Source organism: Metallosphaera sedula DSM 5348, from assembly GCF_000016605.1.
Taxonomy (GTDB): domain Archaea; phylum Thermoproteota; class Thermoprotei_A; order Sulfolobales; family Sulfolobaceae; genus Metallosphaera; species Metallosphaera sedula.
In genome coordinates this window covers 1,005,123-1,019,434 of record NC_009440.1, presented here as the reverse complement: position 1 = coordinate 1,019,434, position 14,312 = coordinate 1,005,123, and the positions used below count along the sequence as shown (strand labels likewise).

The following is a 14,312-nucleotide window of genomic DNA, read 5'->3' as shown; positions in this document are numbered from 1 at the left end:
CAAGATAGACTTGCCCAAGTTGAAACAAGCTTAAATACTTTACTTGGTAAAGTTAGTTTATGATTAGAAAAGTCTCATACATGTTAGAGGGAAAGGAGACTAGGGATGGAGCTGGGGTAAAGCTTTACAGGGTCTTTGGTGGACCTCACACGTACTCCCTGACTGACCCCTTCCTTCTCCTAGACTTCTTCGGTTCAGATAGGGTTGAGGACTACATTGCGGGGTTTCCGTGGCATCCCCACAGGGGTATTGAGACCCTCACCTATTTGATCCAGGGCAAGGTGGAACATGAGGATAGTACCGGGAGTAAGGGCGTTCTCTATCCGGGGGATGCACAGTGGATGACTGCCGGGAGCGGAATATTCCACCAGGAAATGCCTAAACCCCTGGGAGAGGAGGACGTGCTTCACGCCACCGTACTGAACACGATGAACAAGGGATTACAGCTGTGGATTAACCTTCCGAGGAACATGAAAATGACCGACCCTGTATATAGAGACGCAAGGAGAGGAGACATACCAGAGGTCAAGATAGACGGTGGGAGGGTTAGGATCATCACGGGTGAGTACGATGGGGTGGAGGGCCCCGTTAGGGTGACTAGTCCCGTGGATCCTACCTACTACGAGGTCAAGCTGGAACCCGAGAAGGAGTTCAAGGCCAAGGTAAAGAGAGGTTACACTGTCCTTGCCTTCGTGGTTGAGGGAAGTGCCAAGATGGATGATTCCGTGACCTTGTCTGAGGGTAACCTAGCGATCTACGATGATGGGGACGAGGTTCAGATCTCCACGAGAAAGGGGGCCCACGTCATCATCCTGTCTGGGAGGCCAATCAATGAGCCCATAGCGTGGTACGGACCCATTGTGATGAACACTGAGGAGGAGCTAACCCAGGCCCTTATAGATTTGAGAAGAGGTACATTCGTGAAGAAGGCCCCGATCACCCAGTGACTGAAGAGTCTAGGATATGGGTGTGACCTGAACCTCGTTAGGGCGTGAAAACCTAGGTAGAACTGTTCAGATTCTCACGAGAGATTCTCTTGAACTTTCAAGTCGGATCTAGGTTGGCACATTCACTTTACGTGGGGAGATGAGACGCTGGATAAAATAACTCCTCTCATCGGGACTAAACCCAAATCTTCAAAACCTCCATAAAAACGCTTCCCCCACTATTCACAGTAAATAAAGATTTAACTGTTTTAATACATGTAATCCCATGACTGATTTCGATGCCATAATCCTGGGAGGAGGTGGCGCAGGTTACACCACAGCCTTCGAGCTCTCAAGGGGCGGAATGAAGGTCCTCATGCTCGACCCAAAGGGCGTTCTAGGAGGAAATTGTCTTTACGAAGGTTGCATACCCTCTAAGACCTACTGGTATGGAGCGCGACAACTCGAAACTGCGAAGAGAGTTCCCTTCATGAAGGCAGAGATTTCCTTCCCCAAGCTCGTGGACTGGAAGGATCAGGTACAGGAGAGGAGGTTCAGGCAACACGACGACGAAATTAGGGAACACGAGAGCCTAACCTTCTTGGCTAAGTCTGGAATCATAGTGGATCAAAACCACGTGAAGGTGGAGGATAGAGTCTATAGCACCAAGTACCTAGTGATAGCCACCGGGGCCGATCCCGTGATCCCAAAGGGATATGAGGCCGGGATAACCACTCACGAACTCCTTATGCCGAAAACTAGGATAAGGGAAGTACCGAGGAAGTTCGCAATTGTGGGTGGAGGATACATAGGTGTGGAGATGGCCTCAATCTTCGCGAGACTAGGTTCGGAGGTCACCCTCTTCGCATCACACCTCATCAAGGAGGTGTCCCAAGAGGTTCAGAGTCTACTGGAAAGGGAGCTGATCAATGCTGGGGTCAAGATAGTCAAGGAAAGGAGCACAGGAGTTCTGAAGGAGAATGGGAAGGTGGTCCTTACTGAAAAGGGGAAGTATCAGGGCTTCGACGAGGTTCTAGTGGCTGTGGGAAGAAGACCCAATACATCCTCTGTGAACGGAATACCCCTTGGAAAGAAGGGGGAGATTGAGACTACCCCTGGAATGAGGAGCGCCATCGAAAACATTTACGCCCCAGGCGACGTGAACGGTAAGTTCATGTTGTTCCACGTGGCCGTTCTAGAGGGATGGGTAACCGCCCAGAACATCCTGGAGGGTAACAGGGAAGTTGTGGAGATGGACTACAACGCCGTCCCCTTCGCGGTCTACACTTTTCCACAAGTGGCATGGGTAGGACTCTGGAAGGAACAGGCTATCGCCAGGGGATTTGATGTGGAGACTAGGAGATACGACCTCTCCTTGGACTCAAGGGCACAGATAGATGGCTTCGCCGAGGGATGGATGGAGGTCGTAATAGAGAGGGGTAGTCAGAGAATCCTCGGGGCACAGGTTGTGGGAGAGGACGCAGACATGTTAATCGGGGAACTGGCACTTGCCGTGGGAGAGAGACTAACCAGTTACGAGCTAGCTAGGATAAGCCAACCACACCCCACGCAACTGGAACAGATCACGTCCTTGATGAGGAGAGTCAGGAGGGCCAGCTAGTCTCACGACATATCAACTATGTTTGCCTTCTCCTTTGCGAAATAGAGAAACTCATCCACAGACATGTCAGCAATCCTCGACGCTCCCCTGAAATCTCCGCTGTCAACGTAGTACTCGAGAGCAATCCTCAGCTTGGGTGGGAGGGACTTGATGAAGTTCCAGTCAGCTGATTTCCTCCTCATCTCGCGGGCCTCCCTCTCTTGCTCAATTTTCCTCCTCAGCCACTCCTCATCCATACAGAAGACTCGGTTATAGGGTATAAATGGTTTTGAGGGAGTGGTTGTTCATCTGGATCCATCGTGATCAAGTTTAGAGGCTTCACCTAGTGCCCCTTAACCCTCTCCCACATGGCTTGAAGGCTCGAGTACATGACCTCCCCCATGGTTACAGGGCGGAACTCCTCGAAGATTCCTTGCCCTTCCCTCCCCACAACCATCTCGACTCCATTCCTCTTCAAAATTGAGTATGAGGGATAGCACAAGGAACCGTGAGCTGCTATAACCCTGTTTGCTCCGAGCCTCACGCATTCCTTAGCCACCGTAGGCCTCTTCATAGGGGAGTGAAGAGCTGGGTTCTCCTCCCTTACCATCACCTCCTTGTTCTTATCATCAAAGAGGATCAAGAACTTCCCTTTTGAGAATACCTTTATCCTATCTTGGTCGTCCACGACAGTACAAATTTTCATAAGTATGAAAAGAACTAGAGGGTAAAAACCTTGATGTAAAGAAATTTACACGGGATGTCGAGATCGTCCCTTGGGGTGAAACCTTCTGGCCTGGTGTGGAAAAGCGAGATTGGTTAAATCTCCACCAGGTTCTGTGAGGACGTGGAAGTTGTAGTCTATGCAGTGGAGAGCCACGGCTCGTGTGTAAGGACTGTTCCATAACGGAGCCGCTCACTCAATGAAGAAGGGTTACTCGTACTCGCAAAGGGCAAAACTAACAGGGTGTTAGGTTACTAACAGGGTGTTAGTTATTCGCCTCAATCTTACTCCCTAAGGATATGAAGAACCTGCCTGACAGGGAGTAAGAACTAACCCTGCTTTTTTCGGCCAGTCAGCTTCATTCTACCAGGTAACTCATGCAACTTACGAGTATTAGAATAACTAGAAAAAGTCGGTTCTGAAGGTTTTCCTAAACGAGGTCAAATACCTGCACACCTTTAACGAGCTCAAAGTCTGTAAAGGAAAACTGGTTAGGAGATGCTGCCAATCCTTAATGATAGAGGGAGAGGTTTAAAGATCCTAGACCCCTCACGGATAATTCAAGGTTTTAAACCTTGATTGATACTTCTAACCATGAGACTTATACTTGCCTTCGACGTCTTCGGAACTCTTCTAGATACCTCCAGCTTTCCACAAGAGATAAGGAGGAAACAGCTGGAACTTACGTGGGTTTACACTGTCATGGAAAAGTTTGTTCCCTTCAGGGAGATCACCAGGCAGGCCATAAGAGACTACCTTCTCGTGAACGAGGGGAAGGAGGAAGAGTTGATGAACTCGTGGTTGAACCTGAAGGCGTATCCCGACGTGAAGTTCTTGGGGGACATATCAGCACTAGCTGACGTCTTTGCCCTAAGTAACGGATCCGTCGAGGAAGTGAAGGACCACCTGAGGAGAAACGGGATCCTAGGGTTCTTCAAGGGGATAGTGAGCGCCGAGGAAGTGAGGGCATACAAGCCCTCGCCTAGGGTCTATAAACACTTCATGGAGAGCGTGGGTTACCCGGCGTTCCTGGTATCCTCGAACTGGTTTGATCTCATGGGGGCTAGAAATGCGGGAATGGGTACCATATACCTTAACAGGAGAATGGAGAAGCTCGCCCTAGAAGTTGATGTAATTGCAAGGGATCTGGAGAAACTCGCGCAATACCTGAGAGAGAAGGCTTGACAACTGGAGGCATCTCAGGACTGAACCCGCGTTTATGACCGAGATAAACTTTCAGATCTAGTTGCGAATCACTCCTTCACCCCACTCAGGACATCAACCATTTTATTTCTCCCAGCGACACTCAGTTCATGAATCAGAAAATCATCGTCGCAGGAATCTCCGCAGTGATAGCGCTCATCCTTATCCTTGGTTCCCTACCCGTGTACGGAGTACCCATTGACACTCCCTTCAAGGTTTCGTCACAACAACTCACGACTCAAACCTGCGTCCTTTTCATATCCTGGTACGGATGCCCCTACGGTGCAACGGACAGCTGGCCCCTTTACCTTGCCATGTCCCACTACGGCAAGCTCAACGTGATCCCAAACCATTCCGATCCCTTAGACGAATATCCTAACACTTCAGGTTTAATTTTCCTGAACTTCACACCAAATTCAACAGTGAGATTTAAGGTAATTTACCTATACAACGAGTACCTTAACGCCTCAGCCAACGGTACAGCACTCAACAATTACGTTAATTACGGTCTTCAGGTGATAAGGCAGGAGGCCCCCTGGGCCTATCCACTCGTGGAGAAGTACGAGGTTCAGAACCCTGCCTCGGGAGAGTTCTTTAGGCCGGCGGTCGATCTTGGAAGCCCCTCGCATATACCCTCAACTATCATCATTTCAGGGGGTAAGGGAACCTACATGATAATAGGTTATCTCTATTCTCCCTCCGACATATCTGGGTATTCCCCCTCACAGCTCATGATGAACCTCACCAACATACAACCTATCGTGAGCTCATCGCAGGAAATTGAGGGATTGCTGTGATCAAGGTAGTACACCTCTCGTTAGATCGAGAGTACCTTGTGTTGACTTCTGCCCTCTACCCTGAGGGGGTGGCATTCGCCCGGGGAATATGTGCAATCTTTGTGGATAAGAGCTACTGTAACCAGGATCCATGGAGCGACGTGAAAGCCCTGTGCCGAAGGGATGAGGTTGCCTTCATCACCGCAGCAACCTCTTACTCCTTCGAGGACAGACCTTGGGGGAAACTTTACGTTAGTGCTGGGATCGGTGAGAGTGGTGAGGACGCTGGATGCACGATCAACGTGGGTGTATTCGTGAAGGAGGGTCTCAATCTGAATGGACTAGTGGATCTGGTGAGAACGGTTACTGAGGCTAAGTCTGGGGCCTTAAGGGATCTGGGCCTCAACCTAACAGGGACCGTAAGTGATGCGGTAGCTGTAGGTAGTGTCGTGGGGGAGGGATACTTTGCGGGGCCTGGAACGAAGTTGGGAAAGGAGGTTGCCATGGATGTGAGGACAAGGATCGTCAAGTTGTTGAGATCGTAACAAGGATCGTGTACGAGGTTCCCATTCACGAGTAAATTGACCGACCTATCGCCAAATCCAACTGGTTAATCAGGACCTCCACCCTCCTCATCACTCCTCCACGCTCAGCACGTCCAAACCGCTCAGCCTCGATTTCCCTTCATAAAACCATTTTTACCATAAAGACTACTCTCTCCCATGAAAGTCGGGATCGTGGGAGCTGGACCCGCAGGCCTATTCCTTGCCCAAAAGCTCGGAGAGGAGGCAGTGGTTTACGAAAGGGAGAGGAGGTTAGGTGTCAAACCTTGTAGCTGGGTTGTCCTGTCCTCTATCGAGGATCTCATAACCCAGGATGAGATCCTGTTCAAGATAACGGGCTACAGGATCTTCCTTGACAACAAGCTAATTCACGAGGTTCACTCCAAGGAGCCCTTCGCCTACATAATTGACAAACCAAGGTTCCTTGAGAGACTCTCTGAGGGAGTTGAGATTAAGTGGGAGAGGGGAGTCATCAAGGGAGATGAGATTAACGGGGTAAAGTATGACGTTGTCGTGGATGCTCGCGGATATCAGGCCCTGTCTCAGGACACGGTCCTTGCAATCCAGTACGACACGACGTACCATGCAGAGGAGAACGTGTTGAACTCTTATTTTTACTCGGACTTCGTGGGATATGGTTGGGTTTTCCCTGGACCTTACGGGGCAAGGATTGGGATTGGCGGAGAGGCCCCTCTCCCCGTGTTGAGGGAAAGGCTAAACTCCATCCTAGCGGGGGAGAAGGTAGGTTACGGAGTTGCGAGGATCTCTATGGGTGGTCTCAGGCAGGGAAACTTTGTGGGAGAGGCTGGAGGTGCTGTCTTCCCAATCACGGGGGAGGGGATAAGGCCTTCTCTCATGCATGCTGAACTCATGTACAGAAAGCTCGTGGGGGAAGACGTGGATGTGAGGAACTCGAGTCTCTTTAGGATCATGAACGCTCACCTCAAGGTGGTGGAGGAGGCAAGGAAAAGCGAGAGACCTGGGGAGTACGTGAGCAGGGTATTCATGGGGACCCTGAGGCCTGGCTAACCAGTTCCCCCTACTCAAGGTTCTCCACAACCACGATACCAGGTTCCACGTGAATCCTCTTCTCTCCTCCCCTGTTAATCACGAGATCCCCTGGCCTGAGGATCAGGAAAGTTCCCGTCCTCCTCTCGAAGGAGTCAAGGAGCACTCCGTTAACCTTGACTGGTCCCCAGCTAACGGGACCTTCACTCTCTCTCAGGTACCTGAGGAAGGACTCCAGGTTCTCCCTCACCTTCCTAGCCCTCACCTGGGCAAGAATGTGGAGAACGTCCAGCGGTCTCTCCACTTCCCTCTCTATGTGCTCCTCGTCCTCGGATATGTGCTCGTCAGGATCCAACTTTCCGTATCCCTCTACATACTCAACCCCGTTTTTCCCGGCAATACGAAGTATCTCAGCCTCCACCTCCCTAAACTTCTCCTCGAGCTTGTCCACTCCCTCTGGGTTTCTATCTAGTATGCGGTACATCTCCATGTAATTCCTTGATAGGAAAGCCAGCTCCTCGACCTCCTTATCGTGGAGGGAGTTCACGAAACTCTGATACACGTGTTCAGTCTCACTGAGGTTCCTAAGGTACATGTAATCCCTGGCCTCAAACTGAATTAGTTCCTTGTCTAGGATGTAACTCCTCAATTCCGACTCATCCCTGAAGCTCTTGACCACCTTCACGACTAGGTCTAAGACACCTATGGAAATACCGTCCTGAAATTGGTAGGGCTCATGATAGAGGTAGTTGATGCCTAGGCACTTCCTCACGTCTACGCAGTTCTTATGCACCTCTAGAACGTAAACGATCCCCTGATCTTGACCAATGACGAAGTCCCTGAGACGGTCAATGGTCTCCACGTAGGTGAAGCCCTGAGCCTCGTAGGTCCTCTCGGCTAGGGCCATGGCCATCTCATATCTGTTTTCGTGAAACTTATCGAGAAAATTCATGTAGGTAGAGTTGACCACCAAGTAATAAGTGTGGGGGATACACTTGACTTTAGTAACGCTAATTGTATCGTTTTTAGGGGAGTCTACCCACCATAAAGACATGTTTTTAAATTCCCAATTCGACTCTCATTCATGTTCGGATTCGGAAGAAAGAAGGACAAGAAGAAACAGGACGTAAGCAATGAGGATACTCGGCCAGTGGAAATAGAGAATAGTGGACCTGCATACTCACCATTTGCTGACTTCGATGAGATCTTCAATCAGTTTCTCAAGATGCAAGAGGAAATGCTTAAACAGCTCATGGAAAACGGCGAGGTTAGGACCTATACCAGGAGAGTGACCGTTGGCCCCGATGGTCAACCAAGGGTAGAGGAGTACGTTAACGGCGTTCCAGTTTCTGAGCTTAAGGAGAAGGACGTGGAGCCTCCAGAGGGAGATTATGAGGTCGTGGAGAGCGGTGATAAGGTCATTGTTACCATGGAAATCCCAGGAGTGAAGAAGGAGGACATCCAGGTGTCTCTCAAGAATAAGGTTAAGTTGCTGGTTGAGTGGAACGGGAAAAAGAAGGAAATATCACTTCCAGGACCAGTGGAACCGGTGTCGGTTAAGCTCAACAATGGTGTTCTAGTCTGCACCTTCAGAAAGGCATACACGGATAAGGTTGATAAGCTTCGGATAGAGTGATTTTTAGTTCTGCCTACGAGTAGGAATTTCATACGAGAAATTAACTCCCTTCGCGTAATGGGAGTTGTCTAGGGCCGATCTATCAAGTTTGGACTCTTTCACTCAAGTTTATCCCTATTGTCTACTGGGTAAAAACAACTGAATCTCGTGAAATACTACGAATACCCCTATTAGTTACTAATAGGGCACTTTAATCCCTATCTCAAGGATCATAAAGAAAATTTCTTTGATGAGGAACTCGGTGGAATTGAATGAATTCGGCAAATTTCAGTTTTGGCTGAAATTCCGTCTCATCTCCGAAATTGAACCAATTCAAGGTTAAGTCTATTTCTACATCGTGCTGTGCAAACACGTTCAACAACTTCCTCTATCCTTTTCTGAAAGGTGTTTAACAAAGAAAAACTTAAAATTGTTAAAACATTTTTTAACTTCATGGCCAAATTCCTACTTGTGGTAAAATCGCAAGATCAGCTAAACGTGAATACTGCCGTCAACGTTGCCAACGGGCTCAAGACAATGGGCGCAGAGGACGTGAAAATGGTATTCCTAGGACCTGGGATCACCGCGCTGGACAGGAAGAGCAAGCTTTCTGAAATAGTTAGCAAAAACGTCGACGCGCTAAAGAAGAATTCGGTGAAGGTCTACGCCTGTGAAATGGCCATGAAAAACTACAATGTGAGCAAGGAGGAACTGGTATACACGGATGAGGTAAGCAGAGGAGCTGACGTCATCGTCAAGTTGGCTAACGAGGGATATACGATATTAACCTTTTAACGAAAGTCTCGGCTAAGATAGAATTTTTCCTAAGTTCACTCCACAGCTAGCTAGACAATCACGTTCAAACCACGTCACTAAATCCGTAAGTTGTCAGCTCACTGACAAAGTCTTATAAATAAGTTGTCAGTGGAAAATCAAGTGGAGAGCCTGAACAAAACCAATCCATGGTGGTTTTACTATAATTTAGTGTCATCAGGGCCTACTCTAGGTTAATTCTCTTCACTATTCCTCCCTCAACCAATGGGCCATACCCTTGAAAAATGAGGCGCCAATTACAGTGGTTAGGATTGCCATGAAAACTAGGGCACCGAACTCGTTCTGATTGAGCGCGTTATAGCTTAGTCCTATGGATCCCACAACCAGTCCAGTCTCACCCCTCGGAACCATGGCAAGGGAGACGGCTAACGCGCTTCTCCACTTCCTCAATCCCAGGTAGGCAAAGGGTAAAACTCCCAATATCTTGAAAATCACAGCAATCACAGTGAGCTCCACTGCCATTAACCAGAAATTGGTGAGACCTGACAGATTAACCTGGAGTCCCACTACTACGAAGAAGGCACTTCCGAACACCGCCAGAAGAACGTCGATTATTTGCCTAACCCTCTCCTTTTTCACGCTCTCAGCCATGGCCACTCCTGCAATGAATGCTGAAATTACGGGGGAGAAGTTCAGGGCAGTCATGATGGCCGTTAACCCAAATATAACTAACATGGAGAACTCCTCAATGTATACCTCGTCCAACCTGTTAGCGATCATGGGAATAACCCTCACGGCAACCACGAATATCACAATCCAGGCGACTATATAATAGATCACCAGCGTCGCTATGGACTTGACAGATGTTGCCCCAGCCAGGGTTCCCAGCACCACTGAGAGCAAGATTAGGTCCACAACGTCATCAGATGACGCCATGGACATGAGTAGATCAACCCCTTTGCCTTTCAACCTAAGTTCAGAAATGATAGAACCAGCAGAGGCTAAGCTTGTGGCACCTATGGCAGTTCCCAGGATGAGCGACGTGTCAAACCCTATTCCCTGAAAGACCAGTATCCCCACTAGGGCGGGAAAAAGTGCACCTGCCGTTGCCCCCAGGAATCCAAACGTTCCCGCTGACCTGATCGCTGAGACTCCATGCTCCAGTCCGGAGGAGAAGATCAGGAGGATCATGGAAAACTCGGATAGGAAAAGGAGATATTGGTTCAGGGAGAACAGATCTAGGTTGAGGATGTGATCCAGTAGACCTCCCACAGCGAAGGGACTTAACACCATTCCCGCTATGATCTCGCCAACAATGGAGGGAACGAACTTTCGAAGAGATGTTCTCATGAGCTCAGCAAAGAAGATGAGTATTGAGATCTCCAGGAGAACTAGGGTTATATCCACGGAAGGCTGTTCGTTGATGGGAATATAAGGTTAACCAAGATGCCCCGGTCACGCCACATTCACAGATCCAGATTTCATGTCTCATGGATCTCAAGAAGTTTTCCCTTCTCTGCAACCCTCGAGGTTCTACAACCCACCTTGCTCAGGGATGAGGACGTAACGAATCCACTTCCTACGTAAAGATCGTAATAGGGATCGTTTGAGTTTGTCCAGTTAAAATAGTAGAGCTTGGCCCGGGAGAGTGGGGATCCAACACCACGGGGGATCTGAAGAATCAGAAGGTTTAGCGCTGACTTAGTGTATGGAATTAAGTCTCCCACGCTAGCAATCCCCTTCATTGAGATATACTTCGCAACGAGCTCCGAGTCAACTACGCCCTCAATCCCCATTCCCACCTCCCTGGCTAGCGATAGATCTACGCTTCCATTATGGGCTAGGTAGATCACCTCCCTGTCATTTGATTCTTGGTAGGGGTGAGAGTACATCGAGGACACCAGGGAAGGGTCGCTGGCCTTCCTGGCGTGAATAATCACCATCATTTTTCCTGAGAGCGAATCAACCAGGTTAATGAGCGTACTTCTCTCAGAGGGCTCAAAGATGGGCCTTGAACTTCTATGATGAATTAACTTGTCCTCAGTGAGTGCAACCATCCCCCACCCGTGTGGGTGAGACCATCCCTTGAGGGGGTCGTCTTCGGCGGCCTTAACCAGACAATCGGCTAACTCCCTGAGCGTTGCCCTGTCACTTCCGCGGTAAGCGACCATCCTGCACATGGGGAGATATTGAAAACTAGTTGATTTAAATATTACTTCAATGGCGATGCTTTATGAATCATTTAGACGTTACATGTTGATTCAAACTTCATGAACCCGCTTAACCCGTATCAAGGGAAAGCCTCTTCATTTTTTATTTGTGAAGTTAGCTCACGAATATCAGGGAGCTTGTTTTCCCGTTTTCATCACATATTTTCAACGAGGTTCACCAGCTGTATCTAGTTGTGTTTAGAAGTTTACTTTAAATAAGAGTAACTCTAAATTACACTTAGGTGAAAAAATGGAGATGAGTGAGAGAATACCTCTCATAGGTGAAAAGTTCCCTGAACTCGAGGTAGATACAACCCAGGGTAGGATTAAGTTACCCGACGCATTCTCGGGTAAGTGGTTCGTAATTTTCTCCCACCCTGGCGATTTCACTCCAGTCTGTACGACAGAGTTTGTTAGCTTCGCCAAGAGATATCAGGAATTCAAGAACCTTAACACGGAATTGATTGGACTTTCCGTGGACAGTAACATTAGCCATATCGAATGGGTTAACTGGATCGAGCAAAACCTGAAGGTGGAGATCCCGTTCCCCATCATAGCTGACCCCATGGGTAACGTTGCGAAGAAGTTGGGAATGTTGCATGCAGAGTCCTCAACAGCTACCGTGAGGGCAGTCTTCATAGTGGATCCCAAGGGCATAGTGAGACTAATCATGTATTATCCGCTAGAAATTGGAAGAAATATAAGTGAGATACTGAGGAGCATCAAGGCATTACAACTAGTGGACAAGACTGGTAACGTGATACCCGCAAACTGGCCCAACAACGAGATAATTGGTGATAACGTGCTCAACCCTCCACCTAGAACAGTTAAGGACTCAAGGCTGAGGCTACAACAGTTCAAGGGTTTCGCGTGGTGGTTAACCTATAAGGAAGTGGACAAGAAGGAGGTCGAGGAGGCAAAGAAGCTATTGTCTCAGAGATGAACACGTGATTAGAGCAGAATAAAGTAAAATTGGTATTTTTATACTATAAGACTAAGACGTGAAGTTGCCTATATCATTAATATAAGGTTACATACCCTATTTTGATCGTCTCTTAACTTCATGTATAAATGGTAAGTATGAATCATTCAGAAAATCGTAGTGGTAATGTTAAAAACACGACTCCTTCTTATTTGAGCCAAGCGCCTCCAGTGTTCAGGGCGGATCCAACATCTATGCTTTCGAATAATGACTTAATATAACGTTGTTATTACTTGTATTCACTATGTACTCATATAATACCCTTAACGAACTTACTCAAGATGTCAAGAATAGGATAAGCAGTCTTTATGCCAAAGATCCGTTGACTTACGCCTACCCCTACTACGATCTAATTACTCCAGAGGAAGCCGTGAGGACATCCCTGATCATGGATAAGGATTCCATGGTACTTATTTGGAAAGGCCTTGGAAGAAACGATATCTTGATCTACGGAGATGCGGTAAAACTGATCCCTGACGTGGAGGTACACAATATTCAAACGTATAACCTTGAGAATGTTGATCTCATCTCAAGTAGGTTTCCATGGCTCAAGGCCACGAGATATATTGACATGGTATGTGAATCTCCAGAGCCTAGCGCAGTTGTGACTAGGTTGAGAGATGAGGATCTGGACATGCTTGTCAAGGTCAGGGAAATCTCCACGGGAATGATTTCATACGAGAGAGCCAATAGGTTGATAGGGAAAACCTTTGGAGTCAAGATAGATGGTAAACTAGTTTCCATTGGAAGTTTCCTAGTTAAGTTACCGGAGGTATGGATCATAGGAGGAGTCTTCACATTGCCAGAGTATAGAGGAAGGGGTTACGCGGGAGAGATAGTGAAGGCAATGGCGTGGGAGGCTAGAAGCAACGGAGCTATTCCCCTGTTACATGTTAGGGAAGATAACATTCCTGCCATAAGGTCTTACTCCAGAGTTGGATGTAGGGAGATAAGGAGAAGATGGTGGTTAATCTGAGTTTTCCGTCAATCCTTCAAGTTTTGGGAAGGATCACGGTGGGATTGCACATCTAGCCTCAGTTCTAGATAGGTAACAATCCCTTCTCCAAGAGGTAGTTTAGGTATATCTCGTTTACAAATGTCCTAACGAACCTAGCTTCACCGAATCCCAGGCTGGCCCCCCTTTCCTCGTCAATCTTGTACTTGATCACTGTGTATCTCGAGGTCATTGAGAGCACAAGGTCCTCATGCGAGTTTATGAAGGTCTCGTCCAGGGGACTCCTCCTAGGCCTTATTACAGCGAAACTTCCAGCGTTCAAAACCCTGATGCTCTTCCCCGCAACCTTGGCCATGGGCCCCACCATGCTCTCTATCATTGTGACGTACCTTATCCCCAGCTTCTCCCTAAAGGCTAGGAGCTCACCATAAACCTTGGCTGGGGGCATACGGAACATCTTTCCAAAGACGCCCATCCCCTTGATGAACCAGGACTTGGGCTCCATGAGAAGTACGGGATATGTGTGGTAACTGCTCGGAGAGGCCATGACCAGGTCAGCGTTAGATACGGTGCTTAACTGATCCTTGAGTTTACTCACGCCCTCCACCCTGGTTAGATCGTCATTCGAGATCACCACCCACTTGGGGTCATAACTTAGCCCAAGGTTCACGCCCGCGTTCACACTCCTCGCGTAATTGAATAGGGGACCGTTGCTCTCCACGAAGACGAGGTGAAGACCAGCGAAATGTGACCTAGTCCTCCTCGCGAGTTCCCCTGAGGCATTTGCCGTGGGAACCACAACGATTACTTCCTTGTCCCCCTCCACCTCCACAAACCTCATGTCTGCGCTAGGTCTCTCCCTCATCCACTTGATTATATCCTCCCTAGAGAACCTTGAGTATATCGTCTTCACGTCCTCTGGGGAACCCCTAAACAACCTCTCAATTTCCTCCGTGATTGTCACGCTGGGCATCCA

Annotated in this window: 16 protein-coding genes; 10 read left to right on the top strand and 6 right to left on the bottom strand. The window is 48.3% G+C overall.

Going from position 1 to position 14,312, the window contains the following annotated elements; genetic code table 11:
* The first annotated feature begins 59 nt into the window (after positions 1–59).
* Together MSED_RS05525 and MSED_RS05520 are read left to right on the top strand one after the other, a co-directional pair.
* A complete protein-coding gene (locus MSED_RS05525) occupies positions 60–947 on the top strand; it encodes a pirin family protein (protein WP_048060047.1) in 888 nt (295 codons plus the stop codon).
* A 265-nt stretch (positions 948–1,212) separates the two neighbouring features.
* Positions 1,213–2,547 carry a dihydrolipoyl dehydrogenase gene (locus MSED_RS05520; RefSeq protein ID WP_012021042.1) on the top strand — a complete coding sequence of 445 codons (1,335 nt, stop codon included), beginning with the start codon at positions 1,213–1,215 and terminating at the stop codon, positions 2,545–2,547.
* 2 nt (positions 2,548–2,549) lie between these two features.
* Here the strand turns inward: MSED_RS05520 and MSED_RS05515 are convergent, their stop codons facing one another.
* A complete protein-coding gene (locus MSED_RS05515) occupies positions 2,550–2,783 on the bottom strand; it encodes a hypothetical protein (protein ID WP_012021041.1) in 234 nt (77 codons plus the stop codon).
* 86 nt (positions 2,784–2,869) lie between these two features.
* Positions 2,870–3,232 carry a NifB/NifX family molybdenum-iron cluster-binding protein gene (locus MSED_RS05510; RefSeq protein WP_012021040.1) on the bottom strand — a complete coding sequence of 121 codons (363 nt, stop codon included), beginning with the start codon at positions 3,230–3,232 and terminating at the stop codon, positions 2,870–2,872.
* 612 nt (positions 3,233–3,844) lie between these two features.
* Between MSED_RS05510 and MSED_RS05505 the strand changes: the two genes are divergently transcribed.
* The 4 genes from MSED_RS05505 to MSED_RS05490 all read left to right on the top strand — a co-directional run bounded on the left by MSED_RS05505 (position 3,845) and on the right by MSED_RS05490 (position 6,821).
* Positions 3,845–4,435 carry a haloacid dehalogenase type II gene (locus MSED_RS05505; protein WP_048060046.1) on the top strand — a complete coding sequence of 197 codons (591 nt, stop codon included), beginning with the start codon at positions 3,845–3,847 and terminating at the stop codon, positions 4,433–4,435.
* A 128-nt stretch (positions 4,436–4,563) separates the two neighbouring features.
* Positions 4,564–5,250: a DUF929 domain-containing protein gene (locus tag MSED_RS05500; protein ID WP_012021038.1), complete on the top strand. Its 687-nt coding sequence runs from the start codon at positions 4,564–4,566 to the stop codon at positions 5,248–5,250.
* Positions 5,247–5,774 carry an adenosylcobinamide amidohydrolase gene (locus tag MSED_RS05495; protein ID WP_012021037.1) on the top strand — a complete coding sequence of 176 codons (528 nt, stop codon included), beginning with the start codon at positions 5,247–5,249 and terminating at the stop codon, positions 5,772–5,774. The genes MSED_RS05500 and MSED_RS05495 overlap by 4 nt, the downstream gene beginning before the upstream one ends.
* A 177-nt stretch (positions 5,775–5,951) precedes the next feature.
* Positions 5,952–6,821, top strand: a complete 870-nt coding sequence (locus tag MSED_RS05490) for an NAD(P)/FAD-dependent oxidoreductase (RefSeq protein WP_012021036.1) — start codon at positions 5,952–5,954, stop codon at positions 6,819–6,821.
* A 10-nt stretch (positions 6,822–6,831) separates the two neighbouring features.
* Here MSED_RS05490 and MSED_RS05485 read toward each other — a convergent pair whose 3' ends face one another.
* Positions 6,832–7,752, bottom strand: coding sequence for a hypothetical protein (locus MSED_RS05485; protein ID WP_048060045.1), 921 nt, complete (start codon positions 7,750–7,752; stop codon positions 6,832–6,834).
* Between the two features lie 132 nt (positions 7,753–7,884).
* Between MSED_RS05485 and MSED_RS05480 the strand changes: the two genes are divergently transcribed.
* Positions 7,885–8,436: an Hsp20/alpha crystallin family protein gene (locus MSED_RS05480; protein WP_012021034.1), complete on the top strand. Its 552-nt coding sequence runs from the start codon at positions 7,885–7,887 to the stop codon at positions 8,434–8,436.
* A gap of 432 nt (positions 8,437–8,868) precedes the next feature.
* Entirely contained in the window at positions 8,869–9,210 is a 342-nt protein-coding gene (locus MSED_RS05475) for a DsrE family protein (RefSeq protein WP_012021033.1), read from the top strand.
* 225 nt (positions 9,211–9,435) lie between these two features.
* On the opposite strand, the gene MSED_RS05470 is transcribed toward MSED_RS05475, so the two are convergent.
* Positions 9,436–10,596, bottom strand: coding sequence for a cation:proton antiporter (locus MSED_RS05470; protein ID WP_012021032.1), 1,161 nt, complete (start codon positions 10,594–10,596; stop codon positions 9,436–9,438).
* 74 nt (positions 10,597–10,670) lie between these two features.
* Positions 10,671–11,369, bottom strand: coding sequence for a class II glutamine amidotransferase domain-containing protein (locus MSED_RS05465; RefSeq protein WP_012021031.1), 699 nt, complete (start codon positions 11,367–11,369; stop codon positions 10,671–10,673).
* Positions 11,370–11,655: 286 nt separating this feature from the next.
* Here MSED_RS05465 and MSED_RS05460 point away from each other — a divergent pair, with 286 nt between their 5' ends.
* Positions 11,656–12,342: a peroxiredoxin gene (locus tag MSED_RS05460; RefSeq protein ID WP_048060297.1), complete on the top strand. Its 687-nt coding sequence runs from the start codon at positions 11,656–11,658 to the stop codon at positions 12,340–12,342.
* A 283-nt stretch (positions 12,343–12,625) separates the two neighbouring features.
* Positions 12,626–13,357 carry a GNAT family N-acetyltransferase gene (locus MSED_RS11825; RefSeq protein ID WP_012021029.1) on the top strand — a complete coding sequence of 244 codons (732 nt, stop codon included), beginning with the start codon at positions 12,626–12,628 and terminating at the stop codon, positions 13,355–13,357.
* Positions 13,358–13,421: 64 nt separating this feature from the next.
* Here the strand turns inward: MSED_RS11825 and MSED_RS05450 are convergent, their stop codons facing one another.
* Positions 13,422–14,309, bottom strand: coding sequence for a hypothetical protein (locus MSED_RS05450; protein WP_012021028.1), 888 nt, complete (start codon positions 14,307–14,309; stop codon positions 13,422–13,424).
* Positions 14,310–14,312 lie beyond the last annotated feature (3 nt).

What these genes read in the sequence shown, in the direction of transcription:
- MSED_RS05490 (WP_012021036.1), top strand. Translation starts at nt 5,952, where the DNA reads ATGAAAGTCGGGATCGTGGGAGCTGGACCCGCAGGCCTATTCCTTGCC.
- MSED_RS05510 (WP_012021040.1), bottom strand. Translation starts at nt 3,232, where the DNA reads ATGAAAATTTGTACTGTCGTGGACGACCAAGATAGGATAAAGGTATTC.
- MSED_RS05520 (WP_012021042.1), top strand. Translation starts at nt 1,213, where the DNA reads ATGACTGATTTCGATGCCATAATCCTGGGAGGAGGTGGCGCAGGTTAC.
- MSED_RS05500 (WP_012021038.1), top strand. Translation starts at nt 4,564, where the DNA reads ATGAATCAGAAAATCATCGTCGCAGGAATCTCCGCAGTGATAGCGCTC.
- MSED_RS11825 (WP_012021029.1), top strand. Translation starts at nt 12,626, where the DNA reads ATGTACTCATATAATACCCTTAACGAACTTACTCAAGATGTCAAGAAT.
- MSED_RS05475 (WP_012021033.1), top strand. Translation starts at nt 8,869, where the DNA reads ATGGCCAAATTCCTACTTGTGGTAAAATCGCAAGATCAGCTAAACGTG.
- MSED_RS05465 (WP_012021031.1), bottom strand. Translation starts at nt 11,369, where the DNA reads ATGTGCAGGATGGTCGCTTACCGCGGAAGTGACAGGGCAACGCTCAGG.
- MSED_RS05525 (WP_048060047.1), top strand. Translation starts at nt 60, where the DNA reads ATGATTAGAAAAGTCTCATACATGTTAGAGGGAAAGGAGACTAGGGAT.
- MSED_RS05485 (WP_048060045.1), bottom strand. Translation starts at nt 7,752, where the DNA reads ATGAATTTTCTCGATAAGTTTCACGAAAACAGATATGAGATGGCCATG.
- MSED_RS05515 (WP_012021041.1), bottom strand. Translation starts at nt 2,783, where the DNA reads ATGGATGAGGAGTGGCTGAGGAGGAAAATTGAGCAAGAGAGGGAGGCC.
- MSED_RS05450 (WP_012021028.1), bottom strand. Translation starts at nt 14,309, where the DNA reads ATGCCCAGCGTGACAATCACGGAGGAAATTGAGAGGTTGTTTAGGGGT.
- MSED_RS05505 (WP_048060046.1), top strand. Translation starts at nt 3,845, where the DNA reads ATGAGACTTATACTTGCCTTCGACGTCTTCGGAACTCTTCTAGATACC.
- MSED_RS05480 (WP_012021034.1), top strand. Translation starts at nt 7,885, where the DNA reads ATGTTCGGATTCGGAAGAAAGAAGGACAAGAAGAAACAGGACGTAAGC.
- MSED_RS05460 (WP_048060297.1), top strand. Translation starts at nt 11,656, where the DNA reads ATGAGTGAGAGAATACCTCTCATAGGTGAAAAGTTCCCTGAACTCGAG.